This is a genomic window from Marivita sp. NO-S04, from assembly GCF_059070475.1.
Genome location: NZ_CM180980.1, coordinates 2954414 through 2979192 on the forward strand (window position 1 = coordinate 2954414; position 24779 = coordinate 2979192).

Annotated in this window: 21 protein-coding genes; 11 read left to right on the forward strand and 10 right to left on the reverse strand. The window is 60.3% G+C overall.

Features of this window, described 5'->3' with window-relative positions; translation table 11 throughout:
- Window positions 1–10: 10 nt before the first annotated feature.
- Window positions 11–751, reverse strand: coding sequence for an amino acid ABC transporter ATP-binding protein (locus tag ACK3EW_RS15125; RefSeq protein ID WP_085628207.1), 741 nt, complete (start codon window positions 749–751; stop codon window positions 11–13).
- A gap of 129 nt (window positions 752–880) precedes the next feature.
- Here ACK3EW_RS15125 and ACK3EW_RS15130 point away from each other — a divergent pair, with 129 nt between their 5' ends.
- Window positions 881–1657 (forward strand): transporter substrate-binding domain-containing protein, encoded by a 777-nt coding sequence (locus ACK3EW_RS15130; protein WP_085628208.1) that lies wholly within the window; start codon window positions 881–883, stop codon window positions 1655–1657.
- A gap of 62 nt (window positions 1658–1719) precedes the next feature.
- Here the strand turns inward: ACK3EW_RS15130 and ACK3EW_RS15135 are convergent, their stop codons facing one another.
- On the reverse strand, window positions 1720–1911 hold the full coding sequence (locus tag ACK3EW_RS15135; RefSeq protein WP_439120048.1) for a hypothetical protein: 192 nt from the start codon (window positions 1909–1911) through the stop codon (window positions 1720–1722).
- Window positions 1912–2045: 134 nt separating this feature from the next.
- On the opposite strand from ACK3EW_RS15135, the gene ACK3EW_RS15140 reads away from it, so the two are divergent.
- From ACK3EW_RS15140 to ACK3EW_RS15185, 10 genes are all read left to right on the forward strand, one after another.
- Window positions 2046–2627 (forward strand): AfsR/SARP family transcriptional regulator, encoded by a 582-nt coding sequence (locus ACK3EW_RS15140; RefSeq protein ID WP_493806840.1) that lies wholly within the window; start codon window positions 2046–2048, stop codon window positions 2625–2627.
- A gap of 46 nt (window positions 2628–2673) precedes the next feature.
- Window positions 2674–4170 carry an IS21 family transposase gene (gene istA / locus ACK3EW_RS15145; RefSeq protein WP_493809742.1) on the forward strand — a complete coding sequence of 499 codons (1497 nt, stop codon included), beginning with the start codon at window positions 2674–2676 and terminating at the stop codon, window positions 4168–4170.
- Window positions 4167–4934 (forward strand): IS21-like element helper ATPase IstB, encoded by a 768-nt coding sequence (istB, locus tag ACK3EW_RS15150; protein WP_493806540.1) that lies wholly within the window; start codon window positions 4167–4169, stop codon window positions 4932–4934. Before istA ends, istB begins: the two co-directional genes overlap by 4 nt.
- Window positions 4935–4948: 14 nt before the next feature.
- Entirely contained in the window at window positions 4949–6226 is a 1278-nt protein-coding gene (locus ACK3EW_RS15155; RefSeq protein WP_493806841.1) for a tetratricopeptide repeat protein, read from the forward strand.
- A 27-nt stretch (window positions 6227–6253) separates the two neighbouring features.
- Window positions 6254–7372, forward strand: coding sequence for a phosphatase PAP2 family protein (locus tag ACK3EW_RS15160; protein ID WP_493806842.1), 1119 nt, complete (start codon window positions 6254–6256; stop codon window positions 7370–7372).
- 3 nt (window positions 7373–7375) lie between these two features.
- Complete coding sequence (locus ACK3EW_RS15165; protein WP_493806843.1) at window positions 7376–9442, forward strand: S8 family serine peptidase; 2067 nt, start codon at window positions 7376–7378, stop codon at window positions 9440–9442.
- A 111-nt stretch (window positions 9443–9553) separates the two neighbouring features.
- Window positions 9554–11347, forward strand: coding sequence for a peroxidase family protein (locus ACK3EW_RS15170; RefSeq protein WP_493806844.1), 1794 nt, complete (start codon window positions 9554–9556; stop codon window positions 11345–11347).
- Between the two features lie 66 nt (window positions 11348–11413).
- Window positions 11414–13954: a trypsin-like peptidase domain-containing protein gene (locus tag ACK3EW_RS15175; protein WP_493806845.1), complete on the forward strand. Its 2541-nt coding sequence runs from the start codon at window positions 11414–11416 to the stop codon at window positions 13952–13954.
- Between the two features lie 101 nt (window positions 13955–14055).
- Window positions 14056–15642, forward strand: coding sequence for a trypsin-like serine peptidase (locus tag ACK3EW_RS15180; RefSeq protein ID WP_493806846.1), 1587 nt, complete (start codon window positions 14056–14058; stop codon window positions 15640–15642).
- 57 nt (window positions 15643–15699) lie between these two features.
- Window positions 15700–16740, forward strand: a complete 1041-nt coding sequence (locus tag ACK3EW_RS15185; RefSeq protein ID WP_493806847.1) for an MvdC/MvdD family ATP grasp protein — start codon at window positions 15700–15702, stop codon at window positions 16738–16740.
- On the opposite strand, the gene ACK3EW_RS15190 is transcribed toward ACK3EW_RS15185, so the two are convergent.
- The 8 genes from ACK3EW_RS15190 to ACK3EW_RS15225 are packed head-to-tail and all read right to left on the reverse strand — an operon-like array spanning window position 16709 to window position 24671.
- On the reverse strand, window positions 16709–17584 hold the full coding sequence (locus ACK3EW_RS15190) for an ABC transporter permease (protein ID WP_085628217.1): 876 nt from the start codon (window positions 17582–17584) through the stop codon (window positions 16709–16711). The two genes, ACK3EW_RS15185 and ACK3EW_RS15190, sit on opposite strands and share 32 nt — an antisense overlap.
- On the reverse strand, window positions 17581–18651 hold the full coding sequence (locus ACK3EW_RS15195) for an ABC transporter permease (RefSeq protein WP_493806848.1): 1071 nt from the start codon (window positions 18649–18651) through the stop codon (window positions 17581–17583). The genes ACK3EW_RS15190 and ACK3EW_RS15195 overlap by 4 nt, the downstream gene beginning before the upstream one ends.
- Window positions 18648–20147, reverse strand: coding sequence for an ABC transporter ATP-binding protein (locus ACK3EW_RS15200; RefSeq protein ID WP_493806849.1), 1500 nt, complete (start codon window positions 20145–20147; stop codon window positions 18648–18650). The genes ACK3EW_RS15195 and ACK3EW_RS15200 overlap by 4 nt, the downstream gene beginning before the upstream one ends.
- Complete coding sequence (locus ACK3EW_RS15205; RefSeq protein WP_439119085.1) at window positions 20144–21238, reverse strand: BMP family ABC transporter substrate-binding protein; 1095 nt, start codon at window positions 21236–21238, stop codon at window positions 20144–20146. Before ACK3EW_RS15205 ends, ACK3EW_RS15200 begins: the two co-directional genes overlap by 4 nt.
- Window positions 21231–22628 (reverse strand): amidohydrolase, encoded by a 1398-nt coding sequence (locus ACK3EW_RS15210; protein ID WP_493806850.1) that lies wholly within the window; start codon window positions 22626–22628, stop codon window positions 21231–21233. Before ACK3EW_RS15210 ends, ACK3EW_RS15205 begins: the two co-directional genes overlap by 8 nt.
- A complete protein-coding gene (locus ACK3EW_RS15215) occupies window positions 22625–23239 on the reverse strand; it encodes a glutathione S-transferase family protein (protein WP_493806851.1) in 615 nt (204 codons plus the stop codon). Before ACK3EW_RS15215 ends, ACK3EW_RS15210 begins: the two co-directional genes overlap by 4 nt.
- Window positions 23236–24072 carry an aromatic ring-hydroxylating dioxygenase subunit alpha gene (locus tag ACK3EW_RS15220; RefSeq protein ID WP_493806852.1) on the reverse strand — a complete coding sequence of 279 codons (837 nt, stop codon included), beginning with the start codon at window positions 24070–24072 and terminating at the stop codon, window positions 23236–23238. Before ACK3EW_RS15220 ends, ACK3EW_RS15215 begins: the two co-directional genes overlap by 4 nt.
- A complete protein-coding gene (locus tag ACK3EW_RS15225) occupies window positions 24069–24671 on the reverse strand; it encodes a Rieske 2Fe-2S domain-containing protein (RefSeq protein WP_493806853.1) in 603 nt (200 codons plus the stop codon). Before ACK3EW_RS15225 ends, ACK3EW_RS15220 begins: the two co-directional genes overlap by 4 nt.
- Window positions 24672–24779: the final 108 nt, after the last annotated feature.

Below are 24779 nucleotides of genomic sequence, written 5' to 3' on the forward strand. Positions count from 1 at the left end.
CACAATAACCTCAATGCTGCAGGATCTTGTCGAGAAACGACTTGAAGCGTTGCGTCTTCGGGGCTTCGAAAACCTCCGCAGGTGTTCCGGTCTCGACGATCTCGCCACCATCCATGAACACCATCCGGTCTGCGACTTTGCGGGCAAAGCCCATCTCGTGCGTGACCACCAGCATGGTCATGCCATCGCGCGCCAGTTCCACCATCACATCCAGCACTTCCGAGATCATCTCGGGGTCAAGAGCCGAGGTCGGTTCATCAAACAGCATGATCTTGGGCGCCATGCACAAGGAACGGGCAATCGCCACACGCTGTTGCTGACCACCGGACAGGTCTCGCGGTCGTTTCTGCGCCTGTTCGGGGATTTTAACCCGTTCGAGATATTCCATGGCCAGCGCGTCCGCGTCCTTACGAGACAGGCCGCGCGCCTTCATCGGACCCAAGGTCAGGTTTTCGATCACAGTCAGATGTGGAAAAAGATTGAACTGCTGGAACACCATTCCAACCTCTGCGCGCACCCGATCAACGCCACCCGGAGCAGAGAGCGATATGCCATCAACTGTGATTCCACCGGAATCATACTGTTCCAATCCATTGACACATCGGATTAAGGTGGATTTGCCCGAACCCGAAGGTCCGCAAATGACGATACGCTCGCCCAGACTGACATTCAGGTCGACATTTGTCAGAACTTGGAAATCCCCAAAGGATTTGTTCAGCGACCTGATCTCTATGACGCGGTCAGCGTTCATGCCACACTCCGATCTACCAGATTTGCTCTCTAGATAGCGCGCATGCCGAAAAAACAGCGTTGCGAGATGGCCGTCGGAGCTTTTGCCGTTATGTAACCCCACGAAGATAGACACGAAAAGGGAAATACCATGCGTTTTCTAAAATCACTTGGCCTCGCGGCTGCCTTTGCGGCGTCGTTCCTGGCGGCACCTGCATCGGCGCAGTCTGCGCTACAGGACATTCTGAGTGGCGGCGTTCTTAAGGTCGGCACCACCGGCGACTGGAACCCGATGTCCGTCCGCGACCCTGCCACCAACAGCTATGTCGGCTACGACATCGACGTGATGACCGAACTGGCAACTGACCTCGGCGTCGAGCTCGAGTTCGTGCCGACCGACTGGAAAACTCTCGTGAACGGGGTCGTTGCCGGGAACTACCATATGACCGGTTCCGCCTCGATCAGCCCGGCACGGATGAAAGCCGCCGGTTTCTCGGACAGCTATATCTCGGTCGAGATTTTCCCGTTCACCACAGACGATAAGGTTGATCGTTTCTCGGGTTGGGACTCTATCAACTCTGCAGACGTAAAAGTCGGCACCACCTTGGGCACCACGTTCGAGAAACTGGTCAAGGAATGGTTCCCCGATGCCGAAGTGACAGTGGTCGAAGCGCCGGCACGTGGCTATCAGGAAGTTCTGTCCGGGCGCTCGGATGTCTTCATCACATCGAATATCGAAGGCGCGACACTGGTGTCCAAGTTCCCGAACCTGCGCCAGATCGAAACCGATGGTCCGCGCGCACCATCGCCCATCGCGATGCTGCTGCCGCAAAATGATCAGGTCTGGATCAACTATGTAAACAGCTGGATCGAACTGAAGAAAGCCCAAGGTTTCTTTGATCGCACAGCCGAGAAATGGGGTCTCTGAGACCAAACCGAAAACTAGAAAAACCGGCGTCAGGCCGGTTTTTTCATGCCCATCGCATGGCTCTATTTCTCTCGTATGACATCATGCGGGCCAACCATATCGACCACCTTGATCATCCAGCGCAACACTTCGGCATCCTCATCCTTCACCACCCGACTCTCGAGAAGCTGTTCTGCGTTAAAACGCAGCTTTGGCCATTGCCTGTAGAAGTCGACCGCATCGGTGATCTCAAGCGAAGTAGGCTTTTCGGACATGAAATGGTCCTTTTCTCTTTCCGTTCCCGCAGGTTAGCAAAAGCATGTTGCGACCTACTGTGAAATAAGTGTGAACACCTTGGTTCCAAAGCAGAGCGCGGCTAGCATGATTTAAGATGATGAGAGAGGCTAACGTGGCCACAGCGCTTGAGATTTCCTTGTTCGGATCATGCGTGCTCAGGCGCGCGGATGCGCCTGCGCAAGAGATCACCGGTGCCAAACACCGCGCGTTTTTTGCCTTGCTGGTCACCGCTCCGCTCAACCGCAGGTCCAGAAGCTTTCTGCAGGAAACGCTATGGGGCTTTGCCGATTACGAAAGCGGCCATCAGAATCTGCGCCGCGCACTGTCCGACCTGCGTAAGATCGTCGGGGCCGATTTCGACAAGATTCTGACCGTAACCAACAAAGAAATCGAAATCGACATGTCGCGCGTCAAGGTCATCGGTCATCCCTCGGATGGCCCCTTCCTTGACGACCTCAATGTGCGCGAACCGTCCTTCCTTGCGTGGCGGGACAGCGTCCGGGCAGATCCCAGTTCGGTGAAGGCCCTATGCTTCATCTCGAACAAGCGCGGGCCAACGCGGATCAGGCCGCGTGTCTGTGCTCTGCCGTTGACCGTGCCGCCGGGCGATGCAGAGCTTGCCATCGCGGGTGGAAACGGCGGTGCAAAATTAGGCCATGGTAGCGGCGGGATAGTCTCGCTGCGGGCGGAGTAAAATCCTGCCACTTTTCCCTTCTTGCATCGGCAGGGAGGGCGGGGAGATCTATACCGTGGAACTTTACAAGAAGGTTCGCTTGGCGTGTTCCGAGGGCATGAGCGCGCGGGCGGCGGCGAAGCATTTCAACATTTCGCGTGGGACGGTTGATAAGATGTTGGCCTTTTCGGTGCCGCCTGGCTACCGGCGGGACAAGCCGATCAGGCGGCCGAAGCTGGACGGGTTCACCGAGTTCATTGACGCCTGGCTTGAAGCCGACAAGGTCGTGCATCGCAAGCAGCGTCATACGGCCAAGCGGATATGGGAACGGCTTCAGGCCGAGCACGGCTTCACCGGAGGCTATACGATCGTCAAGGATTACGTGCGTGATCGCGAGCGGCGGACCCGGGAGATGTTTGTGCCGCTGGCTCATCCGCCGGGCCATGCTCAGGCCGATTTTGGCGAAGCGGTTGTCGTCATCGGCGGTGTCGAGCAGAAGGCGCACTTCTTCGTCATGGACCTGCCGCACAGCGATGCCTATTTCGTCCGGGCCTATCCAGCGGCGACGGCGGAGGCCTGGATAGACGGCCATGTCCGCGCGTTTGACTTCTTCGGCGGGGTGCCGCAGTCGGTGCTCTACGACAACGACCGCTGCCTGGTGTCGAAGATCCAACCGGACGGCACGCGCATCCGCGCCGCGCTGTTCAGCGGCTTGCAGTCGCATTACCTGTTTCGGGATCGCTATAGTCGGCCCGGGAAGGGGAACGACAAGGGCGCTGTCGAGGGGATGGTCGGCTACGCCCGCCGCAACCACATGGTGCCGATCCCCCACTTTGCCAGTTGGGACGATTTCAACGCAGACCTTGAAGGGCAGTGCCGCGCACGCCTGACGCGCATTCTTCGGGGTCACAAGGAGACGATCGGTGAGAGGTTGCAGCGCGATCTGGTCGCGATGCGCCCCCTGCCTGCCGCCCCGTTCGACGCCTGCGACCAAGCGGGCGGCAGGGTCAGCTCGCAGTCTATCGTGCGCTATGACACCAACGATTACTCGGTCCCGGTCGCCTATGGCCACCAGGATGTCTGGATCCGCGGCTATGTCGATGAGGTCGTGATCGGCTGTCGCGGGGAGGTGATCGCCCGACACCCGCGCTGTTACGATCGCGAGGACATGATCTTTGATCCGGTTCACTACCTCCCGCTGATCGAGCGCAAGATCAATGCCTTGGACCAGGCCGCACCCTTGGCGGAATGGGACCTGCCCGAAGAGTTCCAGACTTTGCGCCGCCTGATGGAGGCGCGCATGCTCAAGATGGGGCGCCGCGAGTATGTGCAGGTGCTGCGTCTGCTCGAGACCTTCGAGATGGATGACCTGCATGCCGCCGTGAAGAAGGCCCTGAAGCTGGGCGCGGTCGGCTTCGACGCCGTGAAGCACCTCGTGCTTTGTCAGGTGGAGAAGCGCCCCCCGAGGCTTGATCTCGATGTCTACCCCTACTTGCCGCGGGCGAATGTCGAGACGACGCGGGCGGCCAGCTACATGGCCTTGATGTCGGAGGCGGCGGAATGACCGAGGCCCCGAAGATCCTGCTTGCCCACCATCTGAAGACGCTGAAGCTGCCCACATTCTTGCGGGAGCACGAGAAGGTTGCGCGTCAATGCGCCGCCGAAGGACTGGACCATGTCCAGTTCCTGTCGCGCCTCGTGGAACTGGAACTCATTGACCGCGAGCGGCGGATGGTCGAGCGCCGCATCAAGGCCGCGAAGTTCCCGGCCACCAAAAGCCTCGACAGCTTCGACTTCAAGGCGATCCCGAAGCTGAACAAGATGCAGGTGCTGGAACTGGGGCGTTGCGAATGGATCGACCGGCGTGAGAACGTGATCGCCCTCGGGCCCAGCGGAACCGGCAAAACCCACATTGCACTGGGCTTGGGACTGGCAGCCTGCCAGAAGGGCATGTCTGTCAGCTTCACCACCGCCGCCGCGCTGGTCAACGAGCTGATGGAGGCGCGAGACGAACGTCGGCTGCTGCGCGTCCAGAAGCAGATGGCTGCCGTGAAGCTGCTGATCATCGACGAGCTCGGATTCGTGCCCCTGTCCAAGACCGGCGCCGAGCTGCTTTTTGAGATGATCTCCCAGCGCTACGAGCGCGGCGCCACGCTGATCACCAGCAATCTGCCCTTCGATGAATGGACCGAGACCTTCGGCACCGAGCGGCTGACCGGCGCGCTCCTCGACCGGTTGACCCACCACGTCAACATCCTCGAGATGAACGGCGAAAGCTATCGCCTCGCGCAAAGCCGCGCACGCAAGCCCGGCGAAAACATCAACTGATCCAAAGCCCAGACTTGGACCTGACGGTCCAAGGCGGCCAGTCACCCGCCAGCTACATGGAGAGCGCGGCTGACTGGCCGCCGCTCATCACCCGCGTCCCGCGTAAACCCAAAGTGGCCCAGTTTTGCGCCGCCCCGTGGCCTAATTTTACTCCGCCGTTGACAGCGGGCGACTGGATCGCCGAAGAGACCAGCCGCATGATGTCGCGCTCAAGCCTTCTGTCGGTCATTTCACATTTGTCCGGACGGGCAATGTCGCAGCGCTTTATTGACATCGTGAACCTGCGCGAAACGCTGGACGTGGATTACCTGCTGACGGGCAGCATGCGGCGACAGGGCGACACGCTGATTGCGGATCTTGATTTCACAGATGTGCAAAGCGGCACGCTTTTGTGGAACAGACACCTGTCCTGCCCGATGGCGCATTTCTCGCAAGAAGCTTCGGGATGGTTGGTCAACATGGTGCAATCGGTCGGGCGTGCCATCGCGGAAACGACCCTTCTCGCGGGACGCCAAACCCCACTTCCCGAACTGCCGGACCACAAGCTGCTGATCGCCGGAGCGACGGCCATGCATCACCCCAAGCTGGGGGATTTCCTGCGCTCCCGCGAGTTCCTCGACGAAGCAGCCTCCCGCGCGCCAGCCAATCCGCATGTCTTTGCCTGGCTGGGCAAATGGTATGTTCTCAGCATCTTCAAGAATTACAGCACGGACCGTCAGGGCGACACCCAAAAGGCTTTGGATTGCACCGCGCGCGCGCTTGATCTTGACCCTCAATCAAGTTTTGGCCTGACCATTGATGGCTTCGTCAACGGCAACATCCTCAAGAACATGGACGTGGCGGAACGACGCTACAGCGCGGCGCAGGACATCAACCCAAGTGAAAGCCTGTCATGGTTGTTGCGCGGGTCGCTCATGGCGTTCAGGGATGAAGGTCAATCCGCCATTCGCGCCACAACAATGGCCCGTGACCTGTCTCCAATTGACCCATTTGGATACTATTTCGACAGTCTGGCCAGTTCCGCGCATCTCGCGGGTGGTGACTATACAAAAGCCCTCGAACTTGCCGATCGGTCACTTGAATCAAACGACCGACATATTTCAACTCTGAGAACACGGATCGCGGCCCTGCACGCACTGGATCGCGGAGCAGAAGCGCGCGAGACCGCGCAGGATTTGCTGCGGCGTTTCCCGTATTTCAGTCTCGACGATTATCGCAAAACTCACCCGTCCGCGGACAGCAAAACTGGGAAACTGGTGATCTCGGCCCTGTCATCGGCGGGGCTTTCTTAAAGTCAATTAAAACAAAGGATACATTTCATGGCTCAGTATGGCGGATTTGGTGGCTTCGGCGGGTTCGGAGGCTTTGGTGGTTTTGGTGGATTCGGCGGTTTTGGTGGCTTCGGAGGGGGCACAAACTTTACCGGTCTGGGCGGATTTCTCGGCAGCGAGGATCCCGGCGGCTATGACCCCATGACCACCCACGGCCTTCAGACGACAGCTGAAGGTTTGCGGCACCTGACCGAAGATGGAAGCACTCCTACAGACAAGGAGCTGGGATTCTCTGATCCCAACAATCTGAACAGTCTGGCGACTTGGGTGCGTGGATCGCTTTATGTCAGCGAATACCTCGCGGGCATCGGGTCGACTGCAATCGTCGGCACCGGCGGCGCTCCCGACCGAGTGGCGCTGTCTTTTGACGGCACCACCTGCCTGACGCTTGACCGTCCGGCGACCACCCTGTTGCGGTCACAGTGCCGGCTGGTTTCGGATTACGCCACCCTGCGCGCAGAACGCACCGCCGAGATCACATCGCAGCTTGGTTTTCCAACCGCCTATTTCGCGATGATGCTGGGTCTGCACAGCGCCCAGAACAAGAAGACCTTCGAGTTGATCACGGCCACGCAAGTGGCGGCAGCGCACACCGCGATGATCGTGAAAAACCACCTCGCCATCCGCCGCCCCGATCAGCTAGACGCACGACTGATGCCGATGATCCCGACACCGGGCCATGGCAGCTTCCCGTCGGCCCACGCGACCGAGGCCTATGCCGTGCTGACCGTGCTTGAAGCCTTGGTGACCGCTTGGGACAGCCTTTCGGACGGCGAACAGCGCATCAAAGCGCTGCGCGGTCTGGCGGAACGCATTGCGGTCAACCGGACCGTCGCAGGTGTGCATTATCCCATCGACAGTTGGGCGGGCGCATCGCTTGGCCGGATCGTTGGTCAGGTTGTGCTGAACCGCGCAGGTGCAGGCGCGCCGGTTGCTGAGCTGGCCTACAGCGCGGGCGATCACGACTTCTTCGACGAGGATCAACGCGACCCGGCGATCGCCGCAGCCAAAGGCCTCACCGCGACAGGCGCAACCGCCACACTCTCGGCCAAGCCCGCCTTCTCGTGGCTTTGGTCCGGCGCTGTGGCCGAAGCGCAGAAGGCCTGAGCCATGTTCCCGCACCGCCACGATGATGAACGGATCGACAAGTACACCGGTCCCTATGAACGCTGGATCTTTTCCGAAGATCTGGGGCGCCCCTTTGCCTTCCCGGCCATTCGCAAAGGTCCGTCCAGCCATATCACCGCGCTGATGGAAGGCGAGGGTATGCTTGCGAGCACGGATGAGGTCGAAATCCGCATCCCGCCACTCTGGAAGGACAATCCTGACGTCACGCCCTTTGCGATGTGGAACAAGGCGCTGACCCCGGATACCGACCCGGCGCAGGAAGATGCGGAACTGGCGCGCTGCCTGCACGCATTGAACGGAACACGCTATCGGCTCAACATGCCGATCGATCCGGTGACTTGGCCCGCAACCTACGACCCAAACACCACTCCCGATGGTTGGCAAAAGCCCAAGGTCAAACCCCGCGTTATCATCGGTGTGATCGATGACGGTATCCCCTTCCTGCACCGCGCCTTTCGCGACGCGGCGGGCGACACGCGGATCAACCTGTGTTGGCTGCAGGCCGCACGGGCGGACACATCAGCCGCCGTTCCTTTCGGCTGTGAAATCACAAGCACCCGGATCGACCAGTTGCGCGCGCAATACGGCGATCAGGAGATCCGCGCCTACAAGGCGGCCCATGCCATCGACGCGGATCTGCCAGAGATGGACACGGTGCTGATGCATCACGCGACCCATGGCGCGCATATCGCTGGGATTGCCGCTGGGAACGACCCCTTTGTCGGCGCGACCGATCTGCCCGACGACGCGGCAGTGATCGCCGTGCAACTGCCGAACACCATCGCTTGGGACACCTCGGGCTTTGGCAAGGAAATGATGATGCTCAGCGCGATTGAGTACATCTTCAACCGCGCCCGCATGATCGCGCAGGCCTATAACTGCGCGGAGATCCCGCTGGTGATCAATTTCAGCTACGGCTGGAGCGCAAATCGCCATGACGGGCAGTCGAGTTTCGAACGGGCGGTCGACGCGTTGATCACTGACCGGCGTAAAGAGCAGCCCTGCACGGAGCTGGTCATGCCGACGGGCAACAACTTTGCCAACGACATGCATGCACGGTTTGCGCCCGATGATCTAGGGGATGGCGCGGTCAGTTTTGGCTGGCAGCTCAAGCCCGATGACCGCACGTCGAGCTATCTTGAAATCTGGCTGCCACCGGGTCGCGACCCAAAAGGCTGGACTGTCACCGTGTCCCCGCCTGCCGGAAGCCCGCTTGAGTTGCAGCAAAGCATCTCGGTCAAGGCTGATCCCCTGCTCAAGGACGGTGATCCCCGTCAGTTCATCGAGCTGGAAATCGGCGGTAAGAACATCGGCCAGCTCTCGGCCGACAAACATCTGGGCAACCGCTGGCGCGTGATGCTGGCGATGATCCCCACAGCCGGGAACCTTGGCGTTGGGCGGCGCACGCCGGTTGGGTTGTGGACCATCCAAATCGACACTGGATCTGACCCACTTTGCGAGGGCGAACATATCGACGTCTGGGTTCAGCGCGACGATGATCCGACGCAATTGGGAACGGGTGGGCAGCAAAGCTATCTGGTCGACCTGTCCCACCCAACACCGCCTCGCGTGTTCGAACCACCAGCCCTGACCCCGGTGCGCGGGTTTGGCTGCCTGAACGGCATTGGCACCGCACCCTCGGTCTTCCGCATTGCGGGCTACATGGAATCCACGCTCAAACCTTCGGGCTATAGCGGTAGCGCGTCGATCAAGTTGGACACGCAGGGCGGTGCGGTTGTCGATGCGAACCTACCTGCTGCGACGGCCACATCGGATCAAGGATGGTTCAGACCCGGCTTGCCCTCGATCGGAGTTCTGTCGGGATCGGGTGCGCGGATCATCGGTACCAGTGCTGCGGCGGCGACTGCAACGCGGTTGATCGCGCTGAACTTCATCGCAGGTCACCCCGCGCGGCAGGGCTTCACAGAGCTGTATACGGGCATCACACCAGACGCCCGGACCCTTGCCAGAACAGGCCCTTACCGCGTGCCTCCAGTCTGTGGCACCGCACCGAAACACCCACAGGAGCAGCCGTTCATCGGGGTGTGAAAAACGCGTTCACAGCGTCCTCACTCACCCTACGTCAACCATCTCTTTACCCTTTGGATTGTGTCGAGCGGCTGCTGCCCCTGCCGCGCACGATCCTTCGGAGTAAAGACGATGACGTTCCAAATGCAATCACACGGTGGGGCGCAGGCGAAACGCGCACCCACCGAAAAACCCCAACTTCTTGAGGCGCTGCGCCCCGCCGACGGTGACATCGCCGTGGACGAAGCCGCCGATTTCGGCTTTCTGCTGGCTCCCGGTGGCGACGCCAGCCAATACCTGCCCGCCGTACCGGACGCCGATCTCGACCAGCTGGGCGACCTTATGGTGCCGGATGTCGATACCGTAGATGCCACGCCCGATGGCGCGATGGCCCCCGTACTGACCTATTGGGGTCAGTTCCTTGACCACGAAATGACCGCCCGCACCGACCGCGAAAGCGACCTGACCGGCATCGACGACCCAACGCCCAAGGCCACGGGCCAAGAGATCGAACGCCAACTCAAGAACGCCCGCACACCGCGCTTTGACCTCGACTCGGTCTATGGCGGACTGCCCATCGGCACATTCTCAGACCCGTCCATTCAACATGCCGCGTCCGTCCTGCGCACCGGCCTGCGCCATCCCGTTCACACCGCCAAGATGCGCGTCGGAACTGCGGTCGAACCGGGTCCCCTGCCCGACGACACGCTGGACCCGCACCGCGATCTGCCGCGCTTTCATCAGGTCGAACAAAAGGTTCGCGATGCTGCGCTTGAAATTGCCCGTGCACAGATGAACGACGACGGTTTTGCCAAGTTCGAAGCGGGACTTCCCAAGCGCGCACTGATCGGCGACATGCGCAACGACGAGAACATCATCATCGCGCAATTCCACCTCAGCTTTCTGCGGTTTCACAACAAGGTGGTGGATTTCCTGGCCGCGAACGACACCGGCTGGATTGCAGATTTCGACGCCGCCAAATCCCTCACCAAGTTGCATTACCAGTGGTTGGTCGTGCATGGCTATCTCAAGGACATCTGCGATCCAGAGGTCGTGACCCGCATCCTCGACACCCGCAACGCGCATTACGACGCCTTCCGCGCCGGCTATGCCGCGCGCAATCCGGGGCGTGTCGTGGGCAACGTGATCCCACTGGAATTCTCGGTTGCGGCGTTCCGTTTCGGCCATTCGATGGTTCGCAATATCTACGACTACAACCGTACGTTTGGCCGCCCCAACGGTACGGCCCCGTTCGATCAGATCTTCGCTTTCACCGGCGGCGGCGGGATCGGCGCGCGGTTTGGGTTGAATCTGAACAACATCCCGAAGAACTGGGTCATCGACTGGGCGCGGTTCGTGACCCCCGATGCCAGCTTTGCCGATGGCGGCCCACAACGCGTGGCCCGCAGGGTGGATACGGTGATCGCGCCCCCGCTCGGAGATATGGCAAACGAAGGGGGTGAGTTCGACGCAGGAACTCCGGACGGGGCGGCCTTGCGCGCTCTCTTCCGCAACCTCGCCCGCCGCAACCTCCGTCGTGGCAAGAGCCTGCGCCTGCCGACTGGCCAAGCCCTGCACGCACATTTGCAAAGCATCGGCGCGGTCACAAGTGGCCCACAGGCAAACGTCCGGGCATGGCTGGACAACAAGCCCGAGCTTGCAGCCTTCCTCGATGGTCACGCCTTCAACAGCGCCACGCCGCTTTGGTTCTACTGCCTTGCCGAAGCCGAGGGCACACCCGGCCCCGGACTTGGTGAGATGGGCAGCTGGATCGTTGCCGCGACCTTCATCGGGGCCCTGATGGACGACGCGGACTCGGCCCTGTCGCGGGAATTTTCGCCCGATCAAAGCCCTTTGCGCACCCCCAACGGCGACCCGATCGACACGATCGAACGCTGGATGCGCTTTGCGGCGGTCCTTGCCTGACCGCCTTGGCCGGTCCTTTCCTCCCGGGGACCGGCCACCTTTTCCTTCATGCCACAGGAGCACGCCATGCTGCCCTTTGACGACTTCCAGGTTGAGACCTTTCTGCGCACAGGTGAACACGAAGCGGCTCTGCGTGCCGAGTTTGGAGACGCGCTGTACGAGGATCTTGCCAATCTGGCACAGAACGCCGCACGCGAAGCCCCATTGCTGGAAACGCGGCGACGCAAGGTTTTCATCCTGCCCGGCATCATGGGCAGCCGTCTGAGCGCAATCCGTAACGGACAAGCCGATCTGGTCTGGGTGCATCCGTCTGATCTGGCGACAGGCGGCATTGCCAAGATCCAATGGGGTGCCTCGGTTGCGGCAACAGGCACCATACTCGCACCCTATCTGCGCATGAAATTACGCCTGACGCTGGCAGGTTTCGATGCCGAGTTCTTGCCCTTCGACTGGCGGCAATCGCCAGCGGTCGCGGGCAAGATGCTGATCGATCGTATCCGAAATCGCGGATTGAGCAACGTGTCACTGGTCTGTCATTCGATGGGCGGGCTGGTCGCCCGGCAGATGGCGGCAGAGGATCATGACCGCTCACTGATCTCTCGGGTTGTGACCATCGGCACGCCGAACCACGGCTCATATGCGCCGGTGCAGGTGTTTGACCTCAGCCATGACATGCTTGGCCCATTGGGTTTTGCCGATCTGACCCATGACCAAAAGACAATCGTCGACAAATTCCTGCGCGGCTTTCCCGGGCTGGTCGAGATGATGCCAGACCCAGACAAGCGGCCAAATCAGACTTTCTTCACACGCAGCTTCTGGCCGAGCGGCGCGGTGCCTCCGACCGCCAACAGCCTTCGCGCCGCCAGACTGGGGCGCAGTGACCTTCCCGCACCAGATGCCCGTTTCCATCAAATCATCGGCACAGGCGAAGACACGGTTATTGGCGCTGACAAAACGGCGAACGGGTTTGTGTATCACCGTTCTTTCGATGGCGATGGCACTGTGCCGCGTGATTTGGCGGAAATGGGCGATGTCTCACGTTACTATTGCGAAGGTGCGCATGGCTGGCTGTGCAACCGCTCAGACGTGATCGCGGCCACGATTGACCTGATTGGCACGGGCGCCACCCACGCTTTGGACGACACCCCCCGCATCCGTGCAGTCGAAACCGTGATGCCAGATGTCACCAGCGCAGATTTGCGGCTTGAGACCTTGTCGGCACTTCCACCACTCAAAGAGACTGATTTCGCCGGTGCGTTTCTGTCAGGGCAGGTCGATATCGCACCGCCGGTGGGCGCCATCATCTCGGATGCGCCTGCGACCGATCAAAGTGCCTATCCCCGCGCGGTGGTCGATGCGGCGAGCCTGCGCTGGAAAGCCTCCGATGCAGAGCGCAAGACCGTCATCCAGTCGCAGCATGAGGCGCGCCCCCTAAGTGCCGAAACCCCGCAACGGATCGACGCCTACACGCGGCGTCTATTGACGATGGTGGACGCGGCGAGCGCCAATGGGCAGGGGCGCAAGCTCAGCCGCGAACTTGAGACCGCGTTGGAAGGGCTCGGGACTGGAACACCGGGCGCAGCCCCGCCGACAGGTGCGACCGCCGCCATCTTAGAACGCGTGATCGGCGAGGCCGAGGAATTCCTTTCGGTCATGTTCATCAAACGCGCTTTAGTCGCTGCCCGTTCGGTCGGGAGGATCGTGTCCACATCCACCGGCCAAGGATTCGGCACTGGGTTCCTGATCGCGCCGGGTGTCTTGATGACCAACCACCACGTTCTGCAAAACAATTTTGCGGCGAGCCGCGCGTCCTTGCAGTTGCGCTACGAGTTGGAGATCGACAGCCGCCAAACAACCGGCCATTGCTTTGCCCTTGAACCACAACGCCTGTTCCATGCCAACGAACATCTCGACATGGCCATCGTTGCCGTGGCACCGGTGAGCGAGGATGGCGTCAGCCTTGAGGATTTCGGGCATCTGCCGCTGATCGGAGTCGAGGGCAAGATCCGCAAAGGCCAGCCCGTCAACATCGTCCAACATCCACTGGCAGGACGCAAACAGGTGGTGTTCCGCGAAAGTCTGCTAACCGCCCTGCCCCCCGACAACGACCATGTCGCACATTACACCGGCGACACGCAGCCCGGGTCATCTGGCGCGCCTGTCTTCAGCGATCTGTGGGAGGTTATCGCACTGCATCACTCTGGTGTGCCCGACCAAACCGAGTCCGGACATTACGTGACCGTGGATGGCGGCATCTGGAACCCGTCTGCAGATCCCGAGATGAAAACCGTCAAATGGATTGCCAATGAAGGCATCCGCGTGTCGCGCCTTGTCGCGCATCTCAAGACGGTGGCTGACCGCATGTCGCGTGATGGCACTCCGGGGGCTGATCTGGTCGAAGAGGTCTTGGCCGTGGGCCGTGATGCGGTTCACACCGGCGGGTTCCAGATGCCGCCCGGGAACGTGCGGGAACGCACGCCAACTCGCAGCATTGCGTCTGCGCCGGTGGCCCCGAACGTGGGTCAAACCGCCAGCATCACGATCCCGCTGCGCTTGGACATTTCTTTCGGAGCTTCGGACAGCCCCCCTTTTTCAAACTCGTCCTAGGGGCGGCGCCTCTGGCTGGCGGGCGGCCGGGCCAGGTTGATCCATTTCGGGCCAACGCACCGGTCACAATTTCAGACTGTATTTCAATAAGGACTTTAGACATGGCTAAATCAAAGAAAGAGGGCGTCGGCCACGTGCAGGACAGCCCGAATGATCCGGTTTTCGTTCCGAATTTTGAGGACATCGAAAGCCTCAAGAAAAAGATGACCCAAGAGTCGCTCACGCCCGACAGGCTTGAATACGGCGATATCCGCGAAACGATATGCGGCACCACCGACGACAGTCAGCCGGTGGAGCAATATGACGGCAGCCTTGGCGTGACCCGCGCCTTTGTGGACACCCATCAGGCGCCTGTTGGTGTGCTGCGGTGGCACACCAATCTTGCCAACATCTATACCAATCCCGGCAACGTCGCGGGGCATCGCTGGTGCACAGGTACGCTGATCGCGGACGACCTGTTCCTGACTGCTGGCCATTGCTTTGACCAGACCGGCGGTGGCTGGAATCGGCCGCGCATTAACGGCACCAGCAACATCATCTCCTCGCAGGAAATCGCGACGCGGATGAACGTGGAGTTCAATTTCCAGGTCGACAACAACGGTGTACAGCAAAGCCCGGTGTCCTTTGCCGTGGAAGAGCTGATTGAATACCGACTGGACGGTCTGGATTTCGCCATCGTGCGCTTGTCCGGCAATCCGGGTCAGCAGTTCGGCATTACCCGCCTTGCCGAAGATGACGGCAATCAAGGCGATATGATCTGCATCATCGGGCACCCCGCCGGGCAACCCAAGCGGATCGAAGCGGGACCCATCACCAGCTTCGAGGACTTCCGCGTTCGGTATAACGACATCGACACGCTGGGAGGCAATTCCGGGTCGGGCATCCTGCGGGCCAGCGATGGTTGCATCGTCGGCATCCACACCAATGGCGGCTGTAACGCAGCGATGACCGGGGCGAACTTCGGCCTTCGCATCACACGCCTGCGAGCGGCCTCACCCACCGTTCAAAGCTTGGGTGCGCATACCAACACGATCCGCGATATCCTGACCAACACAGTCGCGGACCGGATCACCACAGTCCAGTCGGATCGTCTGACCACAATCCGCGACGACCAGATCCATTCGCTGCCGCATCTGGATCGCCCGCCGACGAATGTTATCCTCGACAAGCGACCTACGAACATCATCGACGATCGCGGCCCGACCAATATCCTGCGCGACTTGCGTCCGACCTCGATCATTGATGATCGGGGGCCGACGAACATGCTTCTTGACCGCGGGCCGACCAGTATCTTGGATGATCGCGGACCGACCAATGTGCTGATGGACCAAGGGACCAACATCATCGCTGATCGCGGCACCAGCGCCATTCTGGATCAAGGCACCGATCCCATCGGCGACCGCAAGGTCAGCGGTCTCGACAAGCAGTTCTCGGACCGCATCCCGGATCGGTTTGGCGGCTTGCGCGGTGGGCGCTTGGGCGAAGCAGGGGCGATGCCATTCGTCATGGCAACGCCACATCACGCGACTGGTGCGATGGCCGGTCTCCAGCAGACCTATACCGGAGAGTCCGAGGCACAGCAGATCGAAGAGCTTGTCATCTACTACGAAGAGCTTTCCGCAATGGCAGAAGAGATCCTGTCTGAGATGGCCGAGATCGAAGCGCTGTTTGATGATCCACAAAATTGATCGCCTCAGGAAAGGGCCAATCCGGCCCTTTCCGACGCCCTTAATCGGAGAATTCCCATGATCCTCATTCTTTCCAGTGACGACGATGTTCACGCCCGCCACGTGATGCACCACATCGCAGAACGCGGTCACAGCGCCACGCTTCTGAACCTTGCCGATTTCCCCAAGGACGCGCACCTGATCTTCGAAGCGGGTCAACCGTCGTCCCGGCGTTTGATGCAGTACCGGGGCCAAACGATTGACCTGTCGAAAGTGTCCTCAGTCTGGTGGCGGCGTCCACAACCCTACGGGATGCACCCAGACGTGACCGATCCCGTGCTCGACCATTTCGCCATCCGCGAGGTGGACGAGGCCATTCAGGGGCTGTGGCTCACACTAGATGCGGAATGGATCAACGTGCCAAGCCGCGATCAGGATGCCAGCCGCAAGGCATGGCAGTTGGACGTGGCGCGAGCCGTTGGCCTGACGGTGCCCCGCACCCTGATCACCACAGATCCAGACGCCGCCCGCGCCTTTGTCGCCCTAGAGTGCGTGGACCGGACCATCTACAAACCCTTCCAGGGCAGCGAGGATGCTTGGCGTGAGACCCGACTGCTCAAGACGGATGAGTTGGACAAGATCGACGCGGTGAAATACGCGCCGGTGATTTTTCAGGAATACATCGAAGCCACCTGCGACCTGCGCGTGACCGTCGTTGGCGACCAGATCTTTGCTGCTGCCATCGACAGCCAGAAAGCCACTTATCGCGTCGATTTCCGCATGGACATGAACGTAACAATCACGCCGACCACGCTGGCACCGGAAACTGTGGCAGGCATCCGCAAGCTGATGAAAACCCTCGACTTGACCTACGGTGCCATCGACTTCCGCCGGCGGCCAAATGGCGAGGAGGTGTTCCTTGAAATCAACCCCGCTGGGCAATGGCTGTTCGTCGAGGACCAGACGGGCCAACCGATCAGCAAGGCTGTTGCGGACTGCCTGATCGACCGGGCCAGAACGGACAATATTCCGCGCTTGACCCACCCTGTGCTCAACACCATTCCAAGACCGCAACCGGCTCCTGCGGTCAGATCAGACCAGACCGTCGCCGCGAGATGACGACCAGCATCAGGATGGTGACCAGATACGGCAAGCTCGACAGCACTTGCGAGGGCAGTCCCACGCCCATCGCCTGGGCTGTCAGCTCGCCCAAGGACAGGATGCCGAACAGCAATGCACCAAACGCCACACGGCCCGTTTGCCACGTCCCGAACACCACCAAAGCCAACGCGATCCAGCCACGTCCGGCAATCATCCCGTCAGCCCACAGCGGAGTGTAGACCGTAGAGGCATAGGCACCTGCCAACCCACACATGGCACCGCCGAAAGCGACGGCGATCAGACGGATCATCACCACCGGATACCCGATGGATCGCGCAGCATCGGCGTTTTCACCAACTGCCGCAATGATGAGGCCCAGCTTGGTCCGGTTCAGCACCCACCAAAGCGCGACCGTGCCAAGAATGGAAAGCCAGACAACGATGTCCTGCGTTAACAAAGTCGGTCCAATGACGGGAATGTCCGAAAGAATTGGGATGTCGATCTTGGGAAGGCCTTTGATCGTCAGGCTTTCGTAGGATTTGCCAAAAAGCGCAGACAGGCCCAGCCCCAGAACACCAATCGCCAGACCCGCTGCCACCTCATTGGCCTTTACACCGATCACGAGGATCGCAAACAGCATCGCCACGAAAGTGCTCATCAACGCTGCAGCCGCAAAGCCCAGCAGATGTGACCCCGTATGGTAGACGCAGATAAAGGCTATCGCAGCCCCGATGGCCATCATCCCCTCAAGCCCAAGGTTCAGCAGCCCGGTCTTTTCCACGACCATCTCGCCCAGTGCGGCAAGCAGCAATGGCAAGGAGGCGGCAAGGGTTCCCGCCAGCAGAAACTCCAGCCCGCTCATGCCGGCACCTTACGGTCAATCTCGATCCGGAAGCGGATCAGGGTGAAGGTCAGCAGGTAGAAAAAGAGGAGCAGTCCCTGAAACACCTCGACCGCCGCGACGGGCAGGCCGGCGGATACCGTCGCACTGTCGCCGCCGATATAGATCACTGAAATCAGAAAGCTGGATGCGATGATCCCCAGCGGGTTCAGCCCACCAACGTAGGCGACGATGATCGCCGCATAGCCGTAGCCTGACGTGACCGAACGCTGCAATTGGCCCAAAGGCCCGGCGACCTCGCTCGCCCCGGCTATCCCGGCGGCAAGCCCGCCCAAGCCAAGGCCCAGCCATACCATTCTGGGTGCAGAGAACCCAGCATAAAGCGCTGCACGCGGCGCAAGGCCCGCCGTGCGCAACTGGTAGCCTCGGAAATGGTGCTGCATCATCAGATAGGCAAAGACGCTGGCGGCCAGCGCAAAGAGCAAAGAGATGTTGGTCCGAGTCCCGTCGAACAGGATCGGCAGCATCGCATTGTCAGGGAACATCACTGTCTGCGGAAAATTGAACCCACGCGGGTCTTTCCATGGCCCCAGCAGCAGGTAATTCAGGATTTGCACCGCGATCAGCGCTAGCATCAGCGTGACAAGGATCTCGGACGCTCCGAAGCGCGTGCGCAAGGCCGCCGCGATCAAGGCATACACCGTGCCCCCCAAAGCGCCGAAGGCGATCATCGCGGGGAGCATCAATGGGAAATCCCCATCCGGGAAATAGACCGGCAATGCCGACGCGCAGAGTGCGCCTACAATGAACTGACCTTCCGCCCCGATGTTGAACACGTTGGCGCGGAAGCCGATGGCCAAACCTTGGGCGATCAGCAAAAGTGGCGCCATCTTCAGCAAAACTTCGGAAAAGCTGTACCAGCTCAGAAACGGCTTGAGCAGCAGAGCATGCAGCGCCGCGCCTGCCGGTTTGCCAAGGGCCGCGAACAGAACAAGGCTCGCAAGACAGGTGAGCACAAGCGCCAGCACGGGAGCTGTGAGCATCGCAAGGCGCGAAGCGGAGTCTCGGCGGATCAAGCGTATCTTCACGTCTCGGCCCCAATCATGTAGCGGCCAATCTCTTGCGGCGTTGTCTCTGCCGCTTCAAGCGCTGGGGACAGCCGACCATTGTGCAGGACATGCAGCTTGCTGCACAGTTCGAACAATTCGTCCATTTCTTCAGAGATCACCAAGATCGCACAACCCTGATCGCGCATGTCGAGCAGGCGCCTGCGAATGGCCGTCGCCGCCCCGATATCAACGCCCCATGTGGGCTGCGAGACGAGCATCACATCGGGGTTCAGCATAATCTCGCGGCCTAGAATGAATTTCTGCAGATTGCCGCCCGACATCGCGCCAGCCTCGGCATCAGGTCCGGGCGTGCGCACGTCAAACGCCTCGATACACTCACGGGTAAAGCCGCGTTCAACGCTGCGCCGGATGAACCCACGCGACAGCATGCTGCGACTATGGGCGGTCAGCAGACTGTTGTCCGCCAGCGACATTTCAGGTACCGCCCCGCGCCCCAACCGTTCCTCGGGCACAAAGGCAAAGCCCAGCTTGCGCCGCGCCATCGGACCAAGATGGCCGACCTTCTTGCCCATGATTTCAACCATCCCCGGCTCGTGCGCGCGGGTCTCACCGGAAATCAACGCGGCCAGCTCCTGCTGCCCATTACCGGAAATGCCCGCAATCCCGACAATCTCACCGCTGCGCAGTTTGAGGTCGATGCCGTCCAGCGTGGTGCCAAACCGGCTAGCCCGCGGATGGCCAAGCGCGTTCAGGCGCAGGCGTTCTTCCCCCGGCGGTTGCGGCGCGGCATGGGCCACGTTCGGCATCTCGCGCCCGATCATCAGCTGAGCCAGCGACCGCGCGTCGTGTTCGCGGGGGTCAACGCGGCCCGTCACCTCCCCACCGCGCAGAACGCTGGCGGTGTCGCACAGCTCCCGGATCTCATCCAGCTTGTGCGAGATGAACAGGATCGCCATGCCCTCGGCCTGCAACTTGCGCAGCGTCTCAAACAAGCGGCGCACGTTTTGCGGCGGCAAGACCGAAGTCGGTTCGTCAAGGATCAAAAGCTTGGGATTAAGCAGCAGACACCGGATGATCTCGACCCGCTGACGTTCGCCCACCGACAGGCGATGCACCATCGCGTGCGGATCGACGGACAGCCCGAACTGGTCGCCCAGATCGGTGATCTTCTGCGCCAATTCCGCCGGTTTGCCGGGGATCATCAGGGATACGTTCTGCACGACGCTCAGGGTCTCAAAGAGCGAGAAATGCTGGAACACCATCCCGATGCCCAGCGCCTGCGCGTCGCAGGGTCGGGCAAGATGCACCTCTTGCCCGTTCCAGTGGATATGGCCCGAATCCGGTTGTTCGACGCCGTAGATGAGCTTCATCAGGGTCGATTTCCCGGCACCGTTTTCGCCCAGCACGGCATGGATCGACCCCGAATGAACCTCGAGGTCGATCTCGTGATTGGCTTGGACAGTGCCATAGCGCTTCGAAACTCCAGCGAGCCTCAGCAGCGCGGGCTGGCTCATGAAGGCAGTGGCGTCGTAACGCCTGCGACGTGCCAATCCATGCTGATGATCTCGTCATCGGTCATAGCGACGCCATCCGCCACACGTTCCGTACCAGCCTGATCAGTGAGTGGTCCTTGGAAGACGACAAAGTCGCCGGTTGCGATTTCCGCCTGCTTGGCTTCGATTTGCGCAATCATGTCGGCCGGGATGTCCGAGTTCCAGTCTGCGGTGAAGACCACATCGTCCTCCATACCGAGCCAGTAATTGGCACTTGGGAAATCGCCCGCGACGTGTCCATCGACCAGACGCTTGAAATGCGGACCCCAATCTGTGCCGACAACGCCAAGATATTTGGTGGGCGCGTATTTCTGCATGGATGAGTTGAGGTTGTAGGCATACACGCCCGCCTCTTCCGCAACCGCGATCACCGACGGCGTGTCCTGCGCATTCGAGAACAGGATATCCACATCCTGCGAAATTAGCGCCTTGGCCGCTTCCTGTTCCGAGGCCGGATCGAACCAGCTGTTCACCCAGACAACGCTCATTGTGATTTCGGGATCAACCGACAATGCGCCCAGCATGAACGCGTTGATCGAGGTGATCAGTTCCGGGATCGCAAAGGCACCGACACAGCCGATCTTCTTGGTTTTGGTCAGCGATGCGGCCGCCATCCCCATTAGGTAAGTGCCCTGCCAGTATTTGGCGGTGAAGGGGGCAAAGTTCGGTTCGACCATGAAACCCGAGGCATGAATGATCGACACATCGCGGTTGCGTTTGGCGATCTGGATGCCACCGTTCTGATAACCGAACGATCCCAACAGCAGAACATTGTGACCCTCCGCGACCAGACCGTTCGCAATGCGGTCCGCGTCCGGGCCTTCGGCGATATTTTCGAGAACGGTCACTTCCAACTTGTCGCCATAGGCCTCTTTGACCGTGTTCACGCCTTCCATCAAAGTGTGTGACCAACCCACATCAGCCACAGGCGATGGCAGCACAACGCCCATCTTCAGAACGTCTTGCGCATGGGCGCGCATCGGCAACGCAAGAGCGGTTGTGGCGGCAAGTGTGCCTTTCAGAAAACTGCGGCGTTTGAGTGTGTCAGACATGGTTATCCCCGTTGGTTGTGTTTGGCAGAATGGTGTGAAGTGTCTTTTCGGCGGCTGCGAACAGCGCGCCTTCGTCGATCCCCGGAAACTCGCCTTTATGCCAGACGATGCGTCCGTTGATCATGGTGAGGTCCGTCGCCGCGCCGACGCCGACCTTGGCCAAAAGGCTGATCGGATCATGGCGCGTGCCCACGAAATCAAGCTTGCGGGTGTCTATGGCGAACAGGTCCGCCGCCATGCCGGGGCGTAGCGCACCTATGTCGGTGCGCCCAAGCAGCGAAGCGCCGCCCTCGGTCGCAAAGTGCAGGAACCGTCCCGGCACCGGCACACCGTCTTGCCGGGATGAGGCGACAAGGCATTGCAGCATGTAGCCGGAATGGATGCAGTGCATCAGGTTCGAATTGTCGTTCGACGCCGCACCATCGCAGCCAAGGCCCACCCGAACGCCCAACGCGTCCATCGCCGGAATGTCGGTAACTTCGGCCCCGACCAGATAGACGGGCTCTGGGCAGTGCGAGACACCCGTGCCAGACGCGGCCAGCTTGGCCAGTTCATCCCGCGTCAGTTCCCATGCGTGGGCATAGAATACGTCCGGCCCGGCAAACCCGATCTCTTCGCAGTAATCAACTGTACGCTTTCCATGCACCTGTTCGATCACAGGGCTTTCGCCTTCGCCCACATGGCTGTGCAGGATCACACCCTTGTCACGGGCAAGCGCCACGGACTGCTCAAAGGTCTCGCGATAACAGTTCACTGGCTGGCAGGGCGCAACTGCCACCTGCCGCATCGACAGCGGTGCGGGATCGTGAAACGCGTCAATCGCACGTTCGCAGGCGCTGATGAATTCGTCAGTGGATTCCAGCATCTCGTCCGGGATCGTGCTGCCTTCGGATTTGGGCAACGTGTTGCCCCCGCGCCCTGCGTGAAAGCGCATACCCAATAGCTCTGCCGCTTCGAACTGTCGGTCGATGATCCGCGACCCGGCATGGCGGGGGAAACAATACTGATGATCAAAGGCGGTGGTGCATCCATGCTTGATCAACTCGGCCATCGCCACAACCGAGCTGTGGTAGAAGCACTCCTCGGTCAGGCGCGAGAAGATGGGGTAGATGCGGTCAAGCCATTCGATCACCGAATAGCGCGTCCAGTCCAATTCGGCCCGGTTGCGGACGAAGCATTGGAAGAAATGGTGATGCGTGTTGACGAGGCCCGGATAGATGAAGTGCCCGGTGGCGTCGATGATGTCTGTTCCCTCGGGCGCTTGTCTGGAAAGGTCCGGGCCAATCGCCACGATCGCGCCGTTCTCGCATAGGATATCGTGGTGCCGAAGCACCAGATCGCTGGCCGAGGTGACAATCGCCTCGCAGTTCTTGAGAAGGATCGCGGTCATGCCGGGTGCACCAGTTCATGCAAGCGGTGAATGCCGGGCATTTCGATGAAACCAGGCAAGGACCGGATGGCCCGCATCCAAAGGCGTACAGATGGATACGGATCAAGGCTCACACCGCCATCCGGGGCCAAAGCGGTGTTCGGGAAACAGGCGATATCCGCAATTGTGGGGGTCTTGCCAGTCAGGAAGATCAGGCCCTCGAAGCGCTGTTCGGTCAGATGCGCCTCAAGCAAGCGCAGAGCCACAACTCCCGCGGTACGGGCTTTGTCGATGTCTGCCTCGTAGCTGATCACATCATGCAACCGGGCAAGGCCAAGGCTGTCGTTGAGGTCGGACGCAAAGGCCAGCCAGCGTTCGTCATCGGCACTCTGCCATTCGGGATGATCCATCGTCAGATGCCGCAGGATGTCAGCGCTGTCGGTCAGCACTGTGTCGCCATCTGTCAGCACCGGCAGCGTGCCCTTGGGGTTCAGCGCCAGCATCTCGGGAGATTTGTGTTCCCGAGCGGGATGAAAATTCACCGCATGCAGGGTAAGCGCCTTGCCAAGCAGCGCCGCCATCAGGCGGACCTTGTAGCAACTGGCGCTGAGGACATAGTCGTAAAGGATCATGCAGCCACCAATTGCGCACCGTAGGTGTAGCCTATCTTCTTGAGCCAACGACGATAGGCAACGGACGTCATGTCGGCCTGTGTCGGTGTCTCCATCCCTGGATCAAGCGGCAGTTTACGCGGCAACTGGTTTTCTAGGATCGAGCGGTCCTGCATGAAGATCAGTTGTTGGAAGCTGACCATTTCGGACATGGTGGAATCATCGTCGTATAGCGCCATCCACGGCCAAACCTCACACCATTCATCGGTCAGCGGCTGAACAAAAAGCGTGATGACGTCCCATTCACCGGGGCGCGGCGGGCAGGTTTTGTAGAGCACCGAACAGGTTGGGGCTGGCACGCGGTACATGTATTCCGTGGTGATCCCTCCCTCTGCCGATTTGGCTGCCTGCGGTTGGAAGAATTTGACCTTGGTGGCCCAGACTTCGTCCACCTCTTCTCGGATCTTGACGTCGTAGCGATCCACCTCGGTATGCGGCTCGGCGCCCAGAATGTCAGTATGCACGAAGGGAAAATGCGCGATGTCGAGGAAATTCTCGACCGCGCGCAGGGGCGAACACTTTACCTTGACCGATCCGACATCGACCAAGCGGCGACCGGGGCTGTCGGCCTCCGGAATGGTGAAAAGGTCGCGATTGGGTTGACCGGGGCTGGTCCAAAGATGGCCGAACCGTTCAACCGTGGGAAGCGCGTTTCCTGACGCGTCTTTGACCCAACAAGTGCCACGTTCGCGGCCCAACGTGATTTTTTTACCAAGCAGTAAAGTTTCACGCGGTGCGTGGATACCCGAGATCATGGCGACCGGATACCAGTGGTTGTCGATGCTCGCAGTCATGCCGGCATCCCTTCCAAAGTTGCGCGCAAATCCTCTAACCACCGCGACACGGTGGTGCGATCCGTATCGGGCGAGGCAAGCACATGGGCCATACAGGCGTTATCCGTACACGGCTGTACGGCAATCAACACATCATGGTCGGACACCACCGCAATCGTGGTGTAATCTTCCGCGCCGAAATGCGCGGCAAGGTCAATTGCCGACAGGTTGATCGGCAGGGACCGGATGGGCTTACGCCCACCCAGTGCGGGCAGCGCGCTGTCCGTCTTGTTCAGCGACACCCAAATCACGCCGCCCGCTTCGGTGCAGGTATAGATGGGCACGCAGATCGTGTTAGGCGGGGTCAGCTTGGGGTGCGCCGGGATGTAATCACAGGCCCCCTCTTCGTTGTATTGCCAGCCGTGATAGATACACGCAAGCGTGTCGCCCCGGACAAACCCGTGCGACAAACGCATGCCGCGATGCGGGCACCGGTCGGACCATGCGTGGTAACGGCCAGATGGCGTGCACCAGATTGCCAAATCCATGTCTTCTATGCGGCTTGGGATCACGACGCCCGGGGGGACGTCGTCCTTCAAAGCCACTGCAACCCAGTCCATAGTTTCTCCGTCGAAGTCGGGCAGAGTAAGACAGACCAGATCTCGGCGATCAATATGACTGGCAGCCGAAATTGCCAGAAATCAGAGCTATTTGCACAATTATTGCAC